The sequence below is a fragment of the Phenylobacterium sp. genome, assembly GCF_025934275.1.
Classification (GTDB): domain Bacteria; phylum Pseudomonadota; class Alphaproteobacteria; order Caulobacterales; family Caulobacteraceae; genus Phenylobacterium.
The window spans coordinates 19,346-34,745 of record NZ_JAICYI010000006.1 but is presented as its reverse complement, the minus strand read 5'-3'; the positions used below and the strand labels follow the sequence as shown (position 1 = coordinate 34,745).

Genomic DNA, 15,400 nt, shown 5'->3' with positions numbered 1-15,400 from the left:
GCGGTTTGCGGCCGACGTTAGCCGCAACGCCCGGAGCGCGCTAGGCGGCGAGCTTCGGCTCGGCGGCGGCCAGCGCCGCGGCGGCGTCGGCCTTGAATCCCTCCGAACTCAGCGCCTGGCAGAGCGCCGTCAGGCATAGCCGCACGTGCCACGGCGTCGCGGAGGCGCCCATCAGCCCAATCCGCCAGATGCGGCCCTTCAGAGGCCCGAGCCCTGCGCCGATCTCCAGGTCCCAGGTCTGCAGCACCCGCGCGCGGACCGCGGCTTCCTCGACGCCGTCCGGGACCACGACAGCGTTCAGCTGCGGCAGCCGATGAGCCGGATCGCCCAGGATCTGCAGCCCCACGGCCTCCAGCCCGGCGGCGAACGCCTCGTGCATGCGGGCGTGGCGGACGATCGCCGCCTGCTGGCCCTCCTCGAACAGCGCGACCAGCGCTTCGTGCAGGCCATAGAGCGCGTTGATCGGGGCGGTGTGGTGATAGGTCCGGCCGCCCTCGCCACCCCAGTAGGACATCAGCAGGTTGAAATCGAGCAGCCAGTTGCGGACCTTCTCCTTGCGTCCGGAGATCGCCGCCTGCGCCTGTTTGGAGAGCGCGATGGGCGCAAGGCCGGGCGGCGCGGAGAGGCACTTCTGGGTCCCCGAATAGACCACGTCGGCGTCCCAGCCCGCCACGTCGACGGCGATGCCGCCCAGCGAGGTCACGCAATCGACGACCGTCAGCGCGCCGTGCTTGCGGGCCAGCGCGCAGAGCGGGGCGGGATCGCTCCGCGCCCCCGTCGAGGTCTCGGCGTGAACGAAGGCCAGCACCTTGGTCCGTGCTTCCGCGAGCGCCGGCTCCAGCTTCTTCGGATCGACCGGCTGGCCCCACTCGTGCTCGACGGTGACCACGCTCGCGCCCGCGCGGGCCGCCATGTCGGCCATCCGGCCGCCGAACGCCCCGTTGACGGCGATCACCGCCCGGTCGCCGGGCTCCAGCAGGTTCATCATCGCCGCCTCCATGCCGGCGGTGCCCGGGGCGGGTAGCGGCACGCAGGCGTGCTCGGGGGCGTTGAACAGCCGCTGCAGCGCGGCCTTGATCTCCTCCATCAGCGCCTGGAACGCAGGATCGAGGTGGCCGATCGTCGGCCTGGCGAGCGCGGCCAGCACGCGGGGGCTGACGTCGGAGGGGCCCGGCCCCATGAGGATCCGCCGCGGCGGTTGGAAGCTTTGCATCATCACTCCGTGATTCACGGCGTGGTGATTAGGCGCCTCGCGCGGCGCACGCAATTGTTGTCGTGGGCCTTCCTCTGGAGGTCTGTCCCTGATTGCGCCCGTCGCGGCTTGCGGAGGCTGCGGCGGGCGCACGCATATCAGCCCAGCAGCTTGTCGTGGATGCGGTCACGCAGGGCCGCGTCGATCCCGAGCGCGTCTTCCAGGTAGCCGTCGATGGAGCCGAACCGCTCGCGCATGGCCTCGAAAGCCTGTGCGAGATAGGCCGCGTCCACCGAGATCGCGATCCTCACCGCCTCTTCGCTGGGGGTCCGCCCGATGTTGTCGCCGATCGCCTGCCGCACCAGGCCGATGCGGGCTTCGATCCGCGCGGGATCGTTGGTCAGCAGGTAGTCGTGGAGGATGTCGTCGTCGTGCACGCCTGCGATGTGCTGAGTGAGCGCGCAGGCGATGCCGGTGCGGTCCTTGCCCGCCGTGCAGTGCACGAGGATGCCGCCGCGGCCTTCCGCGAGCGCGCGGAAGTAGCGACGGTAGAGATCGATGTGCCGGGGCTCCGCGGGCGCCTGGCGGTAGTAGTCCAGCATGTAGTTCTGGAACGACGCGGGCGTCAGGTCGGAGCGCGCGATGAACTCCTGCCACTCGTCGAGGCTCTGCTGGCCGACGTCGCTGTCGATCACCACGCCGCCGAAGCCGGGCCAGCGGCGCGCGACGTCGCGCTCGCGTTCGTTCGGCCGGCGCAGGTCGACGATGACGCCGATGCCGAGATCGGCCAGCCTCTCGAGGTCCTGGTCCGTGGCGCGGGCATGGTGGCCCGAGCGGAACAGCCGGCCGGTCGCCATCACCGCTCCGTGCCTCGTGCGGTAGCCGCCGAAGTCGCGGAAGTTGTCGATGCCCTCGAAGGCGATGGACGCGGTCATGGCGCCTCGCTTAGCGCCGAGGTCTGACGGAATCGAGACAGCCCCTCAGCCCGCCAGCACGCGGTCGTGAATCCGTCCGCGCGCCTCCGCGTCGATGCCCAGCGCCTGCTCCAGATAGGCGTCCACCGAGCCGCAGGTCTCCCGGATGGTCGCAAACGCCGTCTCCAGGTACTCCGGGAACACCGACACCGCGGTGCGCAGCGCCTCGTCGCTCGCCGTCCGCCCGAGGTGCTCGGCGAAATAGGGCTCGAGCGCCGCGATCTTCCGCTCCATGCGGGTTTCGTCGTTGGTCAGCAGGTAGTCGGCCATGATGTCGTCCGGATGGACGCCCGCGATGTGGTGGGTGAGCGCGCAGGCGATGCCGGTGCGGTCCTTGCCCGCTGCGCAGTGCACCAGCACCGCGCCCTCGGCGTCGCCCAGGCTGCGGAAATAGGCGCCGTAGAGATCGGTGTAGCGGGCCTCGAAGGGCGTCACCCGGTAGTAGTTGCGGGTGTCCTCGAAGAACCAACCGGCGCTGAGGTCGCAGACCTTCAGCTTGTCGAGCCAGTCGGGATGCTCCGAGACGATGTCGTTCTCGATCACTGCGGCGTCGAAGCCGTTCCAACGGCGCGACGGCTCGCGCCGGCGCTCGTGCGGCTGGCGCAGGTCGACCACCACCTTGACGCCGAGCTCCCGCAGCCGGACGAGGTCGGCGTCGCTCGCCAAGTGGTGCGCGCCGGACCGGTAGAGCCGGCCCGTCTTCACGCCGCGCCCGCAGGCGGTGGGATAGCCGCCGAAGTCCCGGAAGTTCTCGATCCCGTCGAAGTCGATGTGCCGGCTCATCGGCCGATCCTCTAACCCGCTTCGGGCGACGGATCGAGACGGCTATGGCTCATGGCCGTCCGGCTCCGGCCTTCGGCGATGGCGCCGCGGCGGGAGCCGCCGGCGGCGCGGCGGCGACGGGATGGGTCTCCTCGTAACGTGCGCCTTGCAGGGCGTTGGCGAGGGAGTAGTTCCCCTCGTGGCAGGCGTATTCGTAGATCGGTCCCTTGGCGGCGCGCATCGCCATCTGGGCGCGCCACGGCCTGGTCAGGTAGGTCGGGTCGTCGACGCCGAACTCGTAGAGGATCTCGTCCGGGCCGGTCCGGGTGAACCGCTCGGTGATCTTCGCCTGCGGCGAGAACACCAGGTTCGCGCCCCGCGACTCCACATTCGAGCGCGGCTCGAGGTTGGTGGTCTCCACCACCAGGGTCTCGCCCTCCCAGTGGCCGATCGAGTCACCGAGCCACGGACGGATATTGCCGGGAATATGCAGCGTGTCGCCGAGCCGGATGATGCGGACGTCGTGGTTCATCTCCACCTCGATGGCCACATAATCCTTGGTCTGGAAGACCTGGTAGTTGGCGTTGAAGCCGGTGTTCAGCATCGGCGGGCCCTCGGGCGAGCCCACGGCGGTCAGGCACCGCTCGCTGAGCGGCCGCGTCTCGGGGCCGTCGTAGGAGCTTTGGTCCGCGGCCCTGGCGGCCGCCTTGCCGGCCTCGTTGTAAGGCACCTGGCCGTCGGCCGGCTCGACGATCCACGACGAGCGGGGCTGGCCGTCGATCCGCGCCAGCCGCAGGTCCATCTCCAGGATGTCGGCCTGCGGCGCGGCCTTCACCACCGGCGGGGCGGGCAGGTTCGGATCGACCTTCGCGTCCAGCAAGGTCCCCGCCCTCTTCTTGAACCCGGCGATCATCATCGCCTCTTCCTGCGGCGTGGCGATCAGCCCCTTGAAGATCGGCGGCCGCTCCAGGAAGGTCAGCGAGGCGTTGGTCCAAACCCCCTGCAGGTCAGGCGCGCCATTGGCGGTGCGCGGCGCGTGATAGGGGCCGGCGTCGGCGGCGCCCGCGGTCAGCACGGCGGCTAGGGCAAGCAGCGGGAGGCGGCGCATCATCCCCTCGAATCCAGGGTTCGAATAACGTCACTATTCCACTGGCGGCGCTAGTGGGCCATGACGCCATGCGCCAGAAACCTGATCGGACCACTCCTTCGCGCGTTGATTCGGCGCGAAGCGCCCTCTCACCGGAACGGCGGCTCGTCGAAGCTCCTGAGCTTGCGCGAGTGCAGCCGCGCGCCCTCGCCCTTCAGGAGATCGACCGTGGCGATGGCGATCTGCAGGTGCTGGCCGATCGCCCGCTCGTAGAAGGCGTTGGCCTGGCCGGGCAGCTTGATCTCGCCGTGGAGCGGCTTGTCGGAGACGCAGAGCAGCGTCCCGTAGGGCACGCGGAAACGGTAGCCCTGGGCGGCGATGGTCGCTGACTCCATGTCGATGGCGACCGCGCGGCTCTGGTTGAACCGCTGGGCGGACGAGGAGTAGCGGAGCTCCCAGTTGCGGTCGTCGGTGGTGACCACCGTGCCGGTCCGAAGACGCCGCTTCAGCACCTCGCCCGTCTCGCCGGTCACCTGCTCGGCGCCGGCGTTGAGCGCCACCTGCACCTCGGCGATCGGCGGGATCGGAATCTCCGGCGGCAGCACCTCGTCGAGCACGTTGTCGTCGCGCAGGTAGGCGTGCGCCAGCACATAGTCGCCGATCGTCTGCGAGCCCCGCAGGCCGCCGCAGTGGCCGATCATCAGCCAGGCCTGCGGCCGCAGCACCGCCAGGTGGTCGCAGATCGTCTTGGCGTTGGAGGGGCCGACGCCGATGTTCACCAGGCTGATCCCGCGTCGGCCTTCGGCCATCAGGTGGTAGGCCGGCATCTGATGCTTGCGCCACGAGCCGGCGGCGACCTGCGCCTCCGGATTGGCCGTCTCTTCGGTCACATAGACCTGCCCGGCCGCGGACAGGGCTCGGTAGGGGCCGCCCGCCTTCAGCTGCTCGCAACCCCATCGGACGAATTCGTCGACATAGCGGTGGTAGTTGGTGAACAGGATGTACTGCTGCACGTGCTCGGCCGGCGTGCCGGTGTAATGCGCGAGCCGGGCCAGCGAGAAATCCGTGCGCAGACCGTCGAACAGCGCCAGCGGGCGCGGCGCGTCGCCGGGCGTCATCCAGGAGCCGTCGGCGATCTCGTCGCCGATGTGGGCCAGCTCGGTGGTCGGGAAGTGGCGGGCGATCTCCATCGAACTGCGATCGGCGAGCTCGATGTCGGCGGCGCCGTCCAGCACATAGGCGAAGGGGATTTCCTGCGCCGAGCGCCCGACCTCGATCTCCACCTCGAAGTCCCGCTGGATCAGCGAGAGCTGCTCGACCAGGTAGTCGCGGAACAGGTCCGGGCGGGTGATCGTCACCGAATAGCGGCCGGGCAGGCCGATGCGGGCGAAGGCGCGGCCGATGCGGGGATAGGGTCGGCCCGCCGGCCAGTGCAGGCTGAGTTGGGGATAGACGAACGCGCCCTGGAACCTGAGCGTCGGATCCGGCGTCGCCCCGTGCTCGAGGAAATCCTTGAGCGCGGCGCGCAAGGCCTCCACGCTGCGAAGGTATTCCGCTTCCAGCCGATCGACGACGCCGGCGGCGGTGCTGTCCAGTGCCATGGCCGCCTTATATCCCGCTCCTCGGGGGTTGCGAGCCCAGGGCGGCCAGGCGCCCGCGGAAGGCGAAGCCGCCTGCGCGCTTCATCTTCACCTTTTCCGCCGCCCGTGTTCTGATTCAAACGACCGTTAGGGAGTCGCTGGAACGCTCGCAGGGGGAGTGAGGTTGGCGCGCACGCCAGTCCAAAGGGGGCTTCGGGCCATACTGGCGGCCGATATCGAAGGCTACAGCCGCTTGGTGGCGCGCGACGAGGACGCGACGCTCGCCGCCGTCGCCAGCCTCATCGACGAGGTCGTGCGCCCGGCGGTCGCCGAGGGAGGCGGCGACGTGATCAAGACGACTGGCGACGGGGTGCTCGCGGCCTTCGCGAGCGCCGCAGAGGCTGTGCGTTGCGCGATGGCCATTCAGGCGCGCACGGCGAGCCGCAACGGTCAGGCCGCGTCCGACCGGCGCATCCTGTTCCGGATCGGCGTGCACGCGGCCGAGGTGGTGGTGGAGGACGGCGACCTCTTCGGCCACGGCGTCAACGTCGCCGCGCGGCTGGAGGGTCTGGCCGATCCGGGCGGGATCGCCGTCTCCGGGCGCGTCTACGAGGACGTCAACGGCCGGCTCGAGGCCGAGTTCGAGGATCTCGGGCCGCAGAAGCTGAAGAACATTCCGCGCCCGGTGCAGGTCTACCGGCTGCGCGGCCAGGGCGCGCCGTCGCCCGCGGCCGCCCCGCTGTCGCTTCCCAGCAAGCCCTCGATCGTGGTGCTGCCGTTCCGCAATATGAGCGGCGACCCCGAGCAGGAATATTTCGCCGACGCGATCACCGACGATATCGTGACGGCGCTCTCCCGCTGGCGCTGGTTCTTCGTGATCGGGCGCAACTCGAGCTTTGCCCTCAAAGGCCGCGAGCTCGACCTGGCCAGCGTGGGGCGCGAGCTCGGCGTCCGCTACGTGCTGCAGGGCAGCGTCCGCCGCGGCGGGACGCGCATGCGGGTCAGCGTGCAGCTCGTCCAGGCGGCCGACGGCGCCAACATCTGGGCCGAGAACTATGACCGCGAGCTCGCCGACGTGCTGGCCCTGCAGGACGAGATCACCGAGCAGGTGGTGGGCGCGATCGAGCCGGCCATGCTGCAGAGCGAAGGCGTGCGCACCGCCCGCAAGGACCTCTCCGATTTCGACGCGCTCGACTGCTTCCAGCGCGGCATGTGGCACATGAACAAGGTCTCGGCGGAGGGCTGCCGGCTGGCGATCAGCTTCTTCCGGCGCGCCATCGAGCGGGACCCCGAGCTGGCGCTGGGCTACACCGGCCTGGCCCGCGCGCTCTACGGCCTCGCGGTCTACGACTGGTCCGAGCGGCCGATGTCGGATCTGGCCGAGGCGCGCACGGCGGCGCACACGGCCATTCGCCTCGATCCGCGCGACGCCTATGGCTACTTCGCCTCGTCCGGCGCCTCGCTCTATCTCGGCCGCCACAGCGAGGCGCTGGAGGAAGCCCGCAAGACCCTTTCTCTCAACCCGAACCTGGCCTTCGGACACTTCCGGCTGGGCCAGGTGCTGGTCTATTCCGGCCGCGCCGCCGAGGCTGTCGCGCCGATCGAGCGGAGCATCCGCTACAGCCCTTACGATCCACAGCTGCGCGCCATGCGCTCGCTCCTGGCGCTGGCCCACTTCCACGCGGGCCAGTACGAGGAGGCGATCAGGCAAGCCGAAATCGCCGGCGCCCTGCATGACGCCCGGGCTCCCGGCATCATCGCCGCCAGCCTGGTGCGGCTCGGGCGAATCGAGGAGGCGCGGGCCGCTTTCGCGCCGGAGGACCAGGACCGCGCGCGCCGGTTGCGCGTCCCGAGGCTCTCGCCGTACGCGCGGCCCGCTGATCGCGAAGGCTTCGTCGAGGCGCTGCGCGCCGCCGGCGTCGGCGACGGCCTGCTGGAGCGGATCAGCTAGCGGCCGCCCCGGCTCTGCGGATGCGGGTCCGACGGGTAGCGGGACTTGATCAGCACCGTGATGCCGCCGCGGGTCATGTCGGTGTCCGGCGCATGCCAGACGTTGAGCTCGAAGTCATAGCCCGGCGCCCAGGACATCGTCAGCGGCGTCGGCGGATCGGTGGCGAGGGCAGAATGGATCACCGCGCGCACCGCTTCGCGGATGCTTGGCGGGACGGTCTGGAAATAGCTCGTCCAGGCGCGATGCAGCGGCGTCTTCTCGTCACCCAGGAAGGCCAGGTCGAGGGACTGGCCCGGCGCGAAATGCTGCAGCCGCTCGGCCTTGAAGCCCGCGATGCGGTCGGGGTGGAACTGGCGGTTGAGCTGCGCGAGGTAGGTCTGCAACATCGGCATGGGTGATTTCCCCCAAATCGGCCCCGGACGGCCCAAGATGTGGATGATTATGCCCGAACTCGCCGCGAGTCTCGCGCCGTGGCTCGAGTTCGCGAGCGCCTAACCAGACAGGCTTCCGCTGACCAGTCCCTGCAGCCGGTCCGGCGCCGTCAGGCGCACGCCGGCCGCCGACAGCTCGACCCAGCCCTGCTCCGCCCACTCGTTGAGCTTGCGGTTGACCTTCTCGCGCGAGGCGCCGACGCGACGCGCCAGCTCCGACTGGGTGAGGCCGACGAGGCCGCGGCCGCTCTGCTCGGCGAGCAGCGAGCGAGCCAGCCGCCCTGCGAGGTCCAGCCCGGCCATGGCTTCCAGCGCCGCGTTGGTGCGCCGCAGCCGGCCGCTGAGCTCGGCGAGCAGGGCGACCGCCGCCTTCGGCTCGGACTCCAGGGTCTCGATCAGCGCGCGGCGCGGGATGCGCCACAGCCGGCTCTTGCGGGTCGCGGCCATGTCCGTCGAGCGCGGGCCGCCGTCGAGGACGGCCATCTCGCCGATCAGCGCACCGCGGCCGAAGGAGACGAAGCGGACGTCACGGCCGCCGGCCAGGCTGGTGCGGATCTCGATCTCGCCCTCGAGGATCAGGAACACGGCGTCGCCCGGGTCGCCGGCCTGGCACAGCAGGGCGCCCGAGGCGAGGTCCAGGGGTCCCCCGGAGCGGGCGAGCGACAGGCACGCCTCCATCGAGAGCACGCGAAGCACATCGCCCTCCTTGAGCGCTGCTGCGACCCGCTGCAGGGTCTCGTTGGCCATGCCGCGTCCCCGTCCGTGGCCCGCGGCGGAGCAAGAGAGCCCGCCGACGCACGGGCTGTGAGCTTATCACAGGCGATGCGCGGCGAGCCTCCCTCGGGGAGAGCGCGGTGATCAGCGGCCGAAGCGGCTCGCGACGATGGCGCCGTTCTGCGGGTTGCGGGCCGAAGCGACGAGCACCTTGAGTTGGCTGTCCGCCTGCCCGCTCATGTGGGCGACGCACTTCTGCTGCTCGAGCCGCTGGCCGAGGTCACGGCTCAGGTCTCCGCCGCAGAACTTGCTGGCGGCGTTGTCGATGCGCCTGTGAGCGATGGCGGCGCCCAGCGACGTCGCGAGGTTCAGGTCGCCGACCTTGACGACCATCTGGTCGGCGGTCTGGGCGAAAGCGGCGCCGGACGCCAGGGAGAGTGCGGCGAGGGCGGCGGTGAAGCTGTAGCGGATCATTGGAAAGCCCCTTGGAGTGGTGTCGCCGTTCGCGACATCAGCTTCTTAGGCCGGCCCCCGGACCGTCGCTGTGACCGGCGTCACAGGCCGGGGCGGGATGGACAAGGCGGCGCTTCGCCGCCACAAAGCGCGCCCAAGCCACGGGGGCGCGCAGCCGATGAACCGCCTGTTCACCAGCCTGATCGTCGCCGCCATGGTGCTGGGCGTGGCGGTCGGGTGGGCGCTCAACCAGTACGCCAGCCCCGATCAGGCCAAGGCCGCCGCCGACAACCTGTCGATCATCACCGACGTCTTCCTGCGGCTGATCAAGATGATCATCGCGCCGCTGGTGTTCTCGACCCTGGTCGCCGGCATCGCCCACATGGAGGACGCCGCCGCCATCGGCCGCACGGGCGCCAAGACGATGGGCTGGTTCATCGGAGCCTCCATCGTCTCGCTGACCATCGGCCTGATCATGGTCCACCTGCTGCACCCCGGCGCTGGGCTGTCGCTCACGGCGCCGGACGCCGGCAAGGCCGCCGCGGCGGTGGACATGTCGAAGTTCACGCTCAGGGCCTTCATCACCCACCTGGTGCCCTCGTCCATCATCGACGCCATGGCCAACAACGAGATCCTGCAGATCGTGGTCTTCTCGATCTTCGTCGGCACGGCGGTGGCGAGCGTCGACGACCGCGCCCCCGCGGTGCTGGCGCTGGTCGAGCAGGTCGCGGCGATCATGCTGAAGGTGACCGGCTACGTGATGCGCACCGCGCCGCTGGCGATCTTCGCCGCGCTTGCCTCGACCGTCGCGACCCAGGGGCTCTCGATCCTGGTCACCTACGCGAAGTTCGTGGGCGGCTTCTATCTCTCCCTGGCGATCCTCTGGACCCTGCTCGTCGCGGTGGCCGTGGCGGTCGCCGGGCGGCGCGCGCTGAAGCTGATCGGCGCGATCCGCAGCCCGGCGCTGCTCGCCTTCTCCACGGCCTCCTCGGAGGCCGCCTATCCCCGGACGCTCGAAGAGCTGCAGCGCTGGGGCATCTCGCGCAAGGTGGCGAGCTTCGTCCTGCCGCTCGGCTATTCGTTCAATCTCGACGGCTCGATGATGTACTGCACCTTCGCGACCCTGTTCATCGCCCAGGTCTACGGCATCCACATGTCGATCGCCCAGCAGGTGACCATGCTGCTGCTGTTGATGGTGACCTCCAAGGGCATGGCCGGCGTGCCGCGGGCCTCGCTGGTGGTGATCGCCGCCACGCTGGCCTATTTCCGCATGCCGGAGGCGGGCCTGATCCTGATCCTCGCGGTCGACCACCTGCTCGACATGGGCCGCTCGGCGACCAATGTGGTCGGCAATTCGGTCGCCTCGGCCGTCGTCGCCAAGTGGGAGAACCAGATCGTGGAGCCGGCTCCCGCCTGACGCTCCGCCGCGCCGGCGCCCCAATATGGGTAGCCCGCCGGCCCGAAATCTTTTCGTTCATGGTGAATCTTGGCGCCGCCTTCACCACGCCGCGCTCAGATGCGGGCGTGAACGCCAGGGGGACCCCCGCCATGGACGTCCGTTCCGCCCGCTCGGCGCAGGCCTTGCGGATCCTGCACGTCGACGACGATGCGGTGAGCCGCCTGGTGATGCACCACCTGCTGGCCGAGCTCGGCCACGCGGCCGAGGGCGCCAGCTCCGCGGCTGAAGGCCTAGCGCGGCTGGCCGACGAGCGGTTCGACCTGATCATCTCCGACATCCACATGCCGGAGCTGGACGGGCCGGGGTTTCTGGCGCGGCTGCGCGCCGGCGCGCCGGAGACCGCGGCGATCCCGGTCATCGCCATCACCGCCGACGTGATGAGCCGCGCCTGCGAGGAGTACCGCGTCCTGGGCTTCGCCGCGGTGATCTCCAAGCCCCTGCTGGTCGAGCCGCTGCGGCGGCTGATCGAGGGGGCCGTCGCCCCCTACCCCGGGCGCGCCTTCGCCGCCGCGGGCTTCAGCAAGGCCGGCTAGCGGTCAGGATGATCGCGCTCGTCCGGCCGCAGAAGCCGCGCGCGCGTGGTCAGCCGCCGCTCCAGGCGATCGGCCTCGTGGCGCAGCGCCTCCGCCTTGGCCAGCAGCCAGTCCCGGTCGGGGCCGGGCGCAAGCTTGCCGGCCGCGGCCTCGGCGACGCTCGCCTCGTCTCGCAGGTCCTCCGGCGTCATGGACGCCAAGAACCCTCATTCGAAGGTTCGGTTCCGACTGGCGCGGAGATCAGGCGGCCGCGACCGCCGGTCCCGTGTCGCCCTCCAGCGCCCGCTCCATGGCCTGGAACAGGCTCGCGATCTGCAGCGGCTTGGCGACCACGCCATCCATGCCGGCGGCCAGATACTCGGCCCGCTGCTCCGGCAGCGCGTTGGCGGTGACAGCCAGGATCGGCGTGCGCGCGCGCCCGGCGCTCGCCTCCTCTGAGCGGATCAGCCGCGCAGCGCTGACGCCGTCCATCACCGGCATCTGGATGTCCATCAGGATCAGGTCCCACTGGCCTCCGCGCCAGGCCGAGACGGCCTCGGCGCCGTCGATGGCGAGCGTCAGCGACAGGCCCGCCTGATCGAGCAGGGTTGCGATCACCTGCCGGTTCACCTCGTTGTCCTCCGCCGCCAAGATGCGCAGCGCAGCACCCGCCGGGGGCGCCTGCGGCTCCTCGAGCGCAGCCGGCGCCTGCGGCCCCGAGAGCCGCTCCATCGGCAGGGTCACCGTGAAGATCGAGCCGCGGCCCTCGGCGCTGTCGACCGCGATCACGCCGCCCATCAGCTCGACCAGCTGGCGGCAGATGGCCAGCCCCAGCCCGGTCCCGCCCACCCGGCGGGTCGTCGAGCCGTCACCCTGCACGAAGCGCTCGAAGATTCGCGCGCGGGTCTCCGGCGACATCCCCGCGCCGCTGTCGGCCACCTCCAGCCGCAGGCCCTCGGGCCCATAGGTGACGCCGACCGCCACGCTGCCGCGGTCGGTGAACTTCACCGCGTTGGAGACCAGGTTGTAGAGCACCTGGCGGATCCGCACCCGGTCGCCCAGGAACGAGCCCTTGGCGGGCTCCTCGATGGAGAAGCTGAGCGCCACGCCCTTCTTGTCCGCCATCTGGGCGAACGGCGCCGCCGCGCCGCGGGTGACGTGCTCCATGTCGAACGGCTCGCGCTCGATCTTCAGCTGGCCCGCCTCGATCTTCGCCAGGTCGAGCACATCGTTGAGGATCGCCAGCAGGGTCTCGCCGCAGCCGCGGATGATCCTGAGGCGCCCCATCTGCTTGGCCGGCAGGGATTCGCCCAGCATCGCCTGGGCCATGCCGAGGATGCCGTTCAGCGGCGTGCGGATCTCGTGGCTCATGGTCGCCAGGAACTGGTCCTTGGCGCGGCTCGCCTGCTCGGCGGCGGCCTTGGCTTCGGCGAGCCTGCGCCAGGCGGCCATCAGCTTGTTGCGCGCCGGCCAGAGCAGCATCACGTAGAGCGCGAGCGTCCCCGGCGGCGTCAGCGCCCGCAGGATCTCGCCCTGCTGCAGGCTCCGCGCCGTCATCCCGTAGGCGACCAGCCCCAGCACCGCCACATGCGGGGACAAGGCCGCCAGCAGCATCTTCGGCGCCGAATAGTAGCGCAGCAGGATGTTGACGGTGGAGAAGCCGATCAGCGCCACGGCGAACAGCCGCGCCCCGCCGTCGCCGCGCACAATCAGCAGCGCCGCCGCCCCGGCTCCCAGCACCGCCAGCGTGAAGGTTAGCGCAAGGCCCACGGCGGTCGGCGCCACGAAGCCGCGGCGGCTGGCGAACGCCTGCTCCCCCAGGCTGATCGCCACCCACGCGGCGATCCAGCCGGCGACCCAGCTCGTCGGGACCACCGGCCAGGCGGCGATCGCAACCAGGCCCGCCAGCGCCCCGCGCAGCCATAGCTTCGGCGCCGCGAGCAGATCCTGGCCTTCGTCGGCGTCGCTGGTTGGAAAGTCGCGGCCCGTCCTGGTGCTCATCACCGACCTCGCAGCAAGAGCCTGAGTCCACACCACAGAGGTTAACTCGGGGTTGCCCGTAGCAGTTGAGTCATCGGCGTTATTGCCTCCCGCCGCTGCGCCGACGGGCGGCCCCGCGGCGAACCCGGCGGGTGAACCGCGGCTGAACGGGCGCGTCCCGCGCAGTTCAGCTTGTTCGGCGCAGGTTCCCCGGCCATAGGCGGCTCGGGGCCGTCGCTTAGAAGGAAGCATACATGCGTCGCAACATCCTGCTGGCGGGCTTCGCGCTCGCGATCGTCATCCCCTCCGCCGCCGCGGCGCAGGAGACCTGCGAGCAGCGTGCCCATAACCGGGCGGCCGGAACCGCCATCGGCGCGGTCGCCGGCGCCCTGATCGGCTCGTCGGTCGCCGGCCACCACGACCGCGCCGCCGGCGCCGTCGTGGGCGGCGTCGCCGGCGCGGTGATCGGCAACCAGGTCGCCAAGGGTCCGGCCGACTGCCGTCACGCCTACGGCTGGTACGACGACCGCGGCGGCTGGCACGCCAACGCCGTCGATCCCAACCTCGCCTGGGGCTACTACGACCGCCGCGGCGAATGGGTCGAGGGCCGCCCGGCCGACTACCGCCCGGTCGAGTACCGCGCCCCGCCGCCGCGTGGCGACTGGGATGACGACCGAGCCTGGGGCGACCGGCCGGGTTATCCGGACCTGCGCGCCTATGAGGACCGCATCCGCGAGGAGATCCGCCACGGCGTGCGCGACGGCCGTATCGACCGCGGCGAGGCCCGCGACCTGATGGGCCGCCTGCGCGACATCCGCGCCGACGAGGCCCGCATATTCGAGGCGCGCGGCGACCGCCTTCCGCCGGACGCCCGCCACCGCCTGCGCGAGCGGCTGCGCGACCTCGACCGCGACGTCGATCGCGCCGCCCGCTACCGCTGAGCCGCCGGCGCGCGCCCTCCCCGGCCTTGTGCTAGACCGGGTCCGGGAGGGCGCGCCATGCGGCTGTTGCTCAATATCCTGTGGTTCATCCTCGGCGGCTGGATCTCCGGCACGGCCTGGATCCTGGCCGGCGTCCTCCTGGCGATCACCGTCGTCGGCCTGCCCTGGACGCCCGCCGCCTTCCGCATGGCGGGCTTCAGCTACTGGCCGTTCGGCCGGATCGTCATCGACCGCGACGAAGGCCCGGCGAGCTGCCTGCTCAACGTCCTGTGGCTGCTGCTCGCCGGCTGGTGGCTCGCCCTGCACCACCTGGTGCTGGCCTTCGGCCTGGCCATCACCATCATCGGCATCCCGTTCGCCTGGCAGCACGTGAAGCTCGCGGGCCTGGCGCTCATGCCGGTGGGCAAGGCGGTGGTGGAGGTCTGAGCCTCCGCTACTCCGGCGCGTTGCGGCGCACCTCGCGATACCAGACCAGCTGCTCGCTGGTGGCCAAGAGCTTGCCGTCGCGCCGCCAGTAGCTCGACCGCTCGTCCGAGGCGCCGCCGCCGCCCACCCGGCCCTCGCACTCCACCAGGATGAAGTCGTCGCCCACCGCCGCGATCTCCTCGGCGGTGGCATGCAGGTAGGCGGTCAGCGACAGCGTCGTGGTCATCACGTTGCGGCCCAGCGCATACATCGCCCGCGGCGCCGAGTGATCGGTCATCATGCCCAGCAGCGCCTTGTCGAGCGGCCCCCGCCGGGAGCGCGCCCAGGCCAGCGTGCGCGAATCCCCCGAGGGCGTCGGCGGGAAGGCGTCACCCATCCGCCGCTCGAAGGCCGAGGCGCCGAAGTGCCGCGAAGCCTGCTGCGGCAGCTCGGGGGCGGGCAGGCTCTCCGGCTCCGGCGCGGCCGGCATCTGGGCGAAGGCGAAGTCGGGCGTCCGCGGCCGCTTGGCCATGGTGACCATGCCGTGCACGCCCACCTGGTCCGAGCCGGCCGGCAGGATCTCCACCTCCCAGACGCCCACCGAGCCGCCCTGCCGCAGCCGCCGCGTGCGGATGTCGAGCGGTCCGGCGGGCAGCGCCGCGGCGTAGGTCAGCGTCAGCGACAGCGGCTCGCCGACGGCTTGCGGCTCGGCCTCCACCACGCGGATGCAGAGCCCGATCGCGTAGCCGCCCCAGAGCCCTCCCCCCGGATTGCCCCACTCGGGCCCCGCGACGGTGCTCCAGCGGCCCGGCGCCACCCGTTCAAGGGGAATCGAAACGGTTTTGGTCGTGGCCATGCCCCGCTCTGTAGCCAATCGGGGCGGGGGGAAGGAAGGGGGCTCGGCGGAGTTGAAGCCGCGGTAGCATCGGCGCTTGACCAGTGCGCCTCGGCCGTGAAGC

The 15,400-nt window shown here is 71.0% G+C and carries 16 protein-coding genes; 5 read left to right on the top strand and 11 right to left on the bottom strand.

The genetic code is table 11. The features are described 5' to 3' along the window. Window positions 1-40: 40 nt before the first annotated feature. From Q0W60_RS02890 to Q0W60_RS02870, 5 genes are all read right to left on the bottom strand, one after another. Window positions 41-1,213 carry an alanine--glyoxylate aminotransferase family protein gene (locus tag Q0W60_RS02890; protein WP_297692378.1) on the bottom strand — a complete coding sequence of 391 codons (1,173 nt, stop codon included), beginning with the start codon at window positions 1,211-1,213 and terminating at the stop codon, window positions 41-43. Between the two features lie 137 nt (window positions 1,214-1,350). Beyond that, on the bottom strand, window positions 1,351-2,127 hold the full coding sequence (locus tag Q0W60_RS02885) for a tyrosine-protein phosphatase (RefSeq protein ID WP_297692376.1): 777 nt from the start codon (window positions 2,125-2,127) through the stop codon (window positions 1,351-1,353). A 45-nt stretch (window positions 2,128-2,172) separates the two neighbouring features. Beyond that, the gene (locus tag Q0W60_RS02880; RefSeq protein ID WP_297692374.1) at window positions 2,173-2,949 is read right to left on the bottom strand and encodes a tyrosine-protein phosphatase; all 777 of its coding nucleotides are present in this window, start codon (window positions 2,947-2,949) and stop codon (window positions 2,173-2,175) included. Window positions 2,950-2,998: 49 nt separating this feature from the next. Next, window positions 2,999-4,039, bottom strand: a complete 1,041-nt coding sequence (locus tag Q0W60_RS02875) for a hypothetical protein (protein ID WP_297692372.1) — start codon at window positions 4,037-4,039, stop codon at window positions 2,999-3,001. Window positions 4,040-4,164: 125 nt separating this feature from the next. Continuing rightward, a complete protein-coding gene (locus Q0W60_RS02870; protein ID WP_297692371.1) occupies window positions 4,165-5,616 on the bottom strand; it encodes an AMP nucleosidase in 1,452 nt (483 codons plus the stop codon). A 163-nt stretch (window positions 5,617-5,779) separates the two neighbouring features. Here Q0W60_RS02870 and Q0W60_RS02865 point away from each other — a divergent pair, with 163 nt between their 5' ends. Further along, a complete protein-coding gene (locus tag Q0W60_RS02865) occupies window positions 5,780-7,546 on the top strand; it encodes an adenylate/guanylate cyclase domain-containing protein (protein ID WP_297692369.1) in 1,767 nt (588 codons plus the stop codon). On the opposite strand, the gene Q0W60_RS02860 is transcribed toward Q0W60_RS02865, so the two are convergent. From Q0W60_RS02860 to Q0W60_RS02850, 3 genes are all read right to left on the bottom strand, one after another. Further along, entirely contained in the window at window positions 7,543-7,938 is a 396-nt protein-coding gene (locus tag Q0W60_RS02860) for a hypothetical protein (protein ID WP_297692367.1), read from the bottom strand. The two genes, Q0W60_RS02865 and Q0W60_RS02860, sit on opposite strands and share 4 nt — an antisense overlap. 99 nt (window positions 7,939-8,037) lie before the next feature. Then, the gene (locus tag Q0W60_RS02855; RefSeq protein WP_297692365.1) at window positions 8,038-8,724 is read right to left on the bottom strand and encodes a Crp/Fnr family transcriptional regulator; all 687 of its coding nucleotides are present in this window, start codon (window positions 8,722-8,724) and stop codon (window positions 8,038-8,040) included. Window positions 8,725-8,835: 111 nt separating this feature from the next. Continuing rightward, entirely contained in the window at window positions 8,836-9,165 is a 330-nt protein-coding gene (locus Q0W60_RS02850) for a UrcA family protein (RefSeq protein ID WP_297692363.1), read from the bottom strand. A gap of 157 nt (window positions 9,166-9,322) precedes the next feature. Between Q0W60_RS02850 and Q0W60_RS02845 the strand changes: the two genes are divergently transcribed. Both Q0W60_RS02845 and Q0W60_RS02840 read left to right on the top strand, forming a co-directional pair. Then, window positions 9,323-10,561 (top strand): dicarboxylate/amino acid:cation symporter, encoded by a 1,239-nt coding sequence (locus Q0W60_RS02845; RefSeq protein WP_297692361.1) that lies wholly within the window; start codon window positions 9,323-9,325, stop codon window positions 10,559-10,561. A 131-nt stretch (window positions 10,562-10,692) separates the two neighbouring features. After that, complete coding sequence (locus Q0W60_RS02840) at window positions 10,693-11,136, top strand: response regulator (protein ID WP_297692359.1); 444 nt, start codon at window positions 10,693-10,695, stop codon at window positions 11,134-11,136. Here the strand turns inward: Q0W60_RS02840 and Q0W60_RS02835 are convergent. Together Q0W60_RS02835 and Q0W60_RS02830 are read right to left on the bottom strand one after the other, a co-directional pair. Continuing rightward, the gene (locus Q0W60_RS02835; RefSeq protein ID WP_297692357.1) at window positions 11,133-11,336 is read right to left on the bottom strand and encodes a hypothetical protein; all 204 of its coding nucleotides are present in this window, start codon (window positions 11,334-11,336) and stop codon (window positions 11,133-11,135) included. The two genes, Q0W60_RS02840 and Q0W60_RS02835, sit on opposite strands and share 4 nt — an antisense overlap. Window positions 11,337-11,376: 40 nt before the next feature. Next, the gene (locus tag Q0W60_RS02830; RefSeq protein ID WP_297692355.1) at window positions 11,377-13,116 is read right to left on the bottom strand and encodes an ATP-binding protein; all 1,740 of its coding nucleotides are present in this window, start codon (window positions 13,114-13,116) and stop codon (window positions 11,377-11,379) included. Window positions 13,117-13,349: 233 nt separating this feature from the next. On the opposite strand from Q0W60_RS02830, the gene Q0W60_RS02825 reads away from it, so the two are divergent. Together Q0W60_RS02825 and Q0W60_RS02820 are read left to right on the top strand one after the other, a co-directional pair. Then, a complete protein-coding gene (locus Q0W60_RS02825) occupies window positions 13,350-14,036 on the top strand; it encodes a glycine zipper 2TM domain-containing protein (RefSeq protein ID WP_297692353.1) in 687 nt (228 codons plus the stop codon). A gap of 57 nt (window positions 14,037-14,093) precedes the next feature. Continuing rightward, a complete protein-coding gene (locus Q0W60_RS02820; RefSeq protein WP_297692351.1) occupies window positions 14,094-14,462 on the top strand; it encodes a YccF domain-containing protein in 369 nt (122 codons plus the stop codon). 7 nt (window positions 14,463-14,469) lie between these two features. Here the strand turns inward: Q0W60_RS02820 and Q0W60_RS02815 are convergent, their stop codons facing one another. Continuing rightward, entirely contained in the window at window positions 14,470-15,297 is an 828-nt protein-coding gene (locus Q0W60_RS02815) for a thioesterase family protein (RefSeq protein ID WP_297692349.1), read from the bottom strand. Between the last annotated feature and the right edge of the window lie 103 nt (window positions 15,298-15,400).

What these genes read in the sequence shown, in the direction of transcription:
- Q0W60_RS02850 (WP_297692363.1), bottom strand. Translation starts at nt 9,165, where the DNA reads ATGATCCGCTACAGCTTCACCGCCGCCCTCGCCGCACTCTCCCTGGCG.
- Q0W60_RS02820 (WP_297692351.1), top strand. Translation starts at nt 14,094, where the DNA reads ATGCGGCTGTTGCTCAATATCCTGTGGTTCATCCTCGGCGGCTGGATC.
- Q0W60_RS02870 (WP_297692371.1), bottom strand. Translation starts at nt 5,616, where the DNA reads ATGGCACTGGACAGCACCGCCGCCGGCGTCGTCGATCGGCTGGAAGCG.
- Q0W60_RS02860 (WP_297692367.1), bottom strand. Translation starts at nt 7,938, where the DNA reads ATGCCGATGTTGCAGACCTACCTCGCGCAGCTCAACCGCCAGTTCCAC.
- Q0W60_RS02890 (WP_297692378.1), bottom strand. Translation starts at nt 1,213, where the DNA reads ATGCAAAGCTTCCAACCGCCGCGGCGGATCCTCATGGGGCCGGGCCCC.
- Q0W60_RS02880 (WP_297692374.1), bottom strand. Translation starts at nt 2,949, where the DNA reads ATGAGCCGGCACATCGACTTCGACGGGATCGAGAACTTCCGGGACTTC.
- Q0W60_RS02845 (WP_297692361.1), top strand. Translation starts at nt 9,323, where the DNA reads ATGAACCGCCTGTTCACCAGCCTGATCGTCGCCGCCATGGTGCTGGGC.
- Q0W60_RS02875 (WP_297692372.1), bottom strand. Translation starts at nt 4,039, where the DNA reads ATGATGCGCCGCCTCCCGCTGCTTGCCCTAGCCGCCGTGCTGACCGCG.
- Q0W60_RS02815 (WP_297692349.1), bottom strand. Translation starts at nt 15,297, where the DNA reads ATGGCCACGACCAAAACCGTTTCGATTCCCCTTGAACGGGTGGCGCCG.
- Q0W60_RS02855 (WP_297692365.1), bottom strand. Translation starts at nt 8,724, where the DNA reads ATGGCCAACGAGACCCTGCAGCGGGTCGCAGCAGCGCTCAAGGAGGGC.
- Q0W60_RS02830 (WP_297692355.1), bottom strand. Translation starts at nt 13,116, where the DNA reads ATGAGCACCAGGACGGGCCGCGACTTTCCAACCAGCGACGCCGACGAA.
- Q0W60_RS02885 (WP_297692376.1), bottom strand. Translation starts at nt 2,127, where the DNA reads ATGACCGCGTCCATCGCCTTCGAGGGCATCGACAACTTCCGCGACTTC.
- Q0W60_RS02825 (WP_297692353.1), top strand. Translation starts at nt 13,350, where the DNA reads ATGCGTCGCAACATCCTGCTGGCGGGCTTCGCGCTCGCGATCGTCATC.
- Q0W60_RS02840 (WP_297692359.1), top strand. Translation starts at nt 10,693, where the DNA reads ATGGACGTCCGTTCCGCCCGCTCGGCGCAGGCCTTGCGGATCCTGCAC.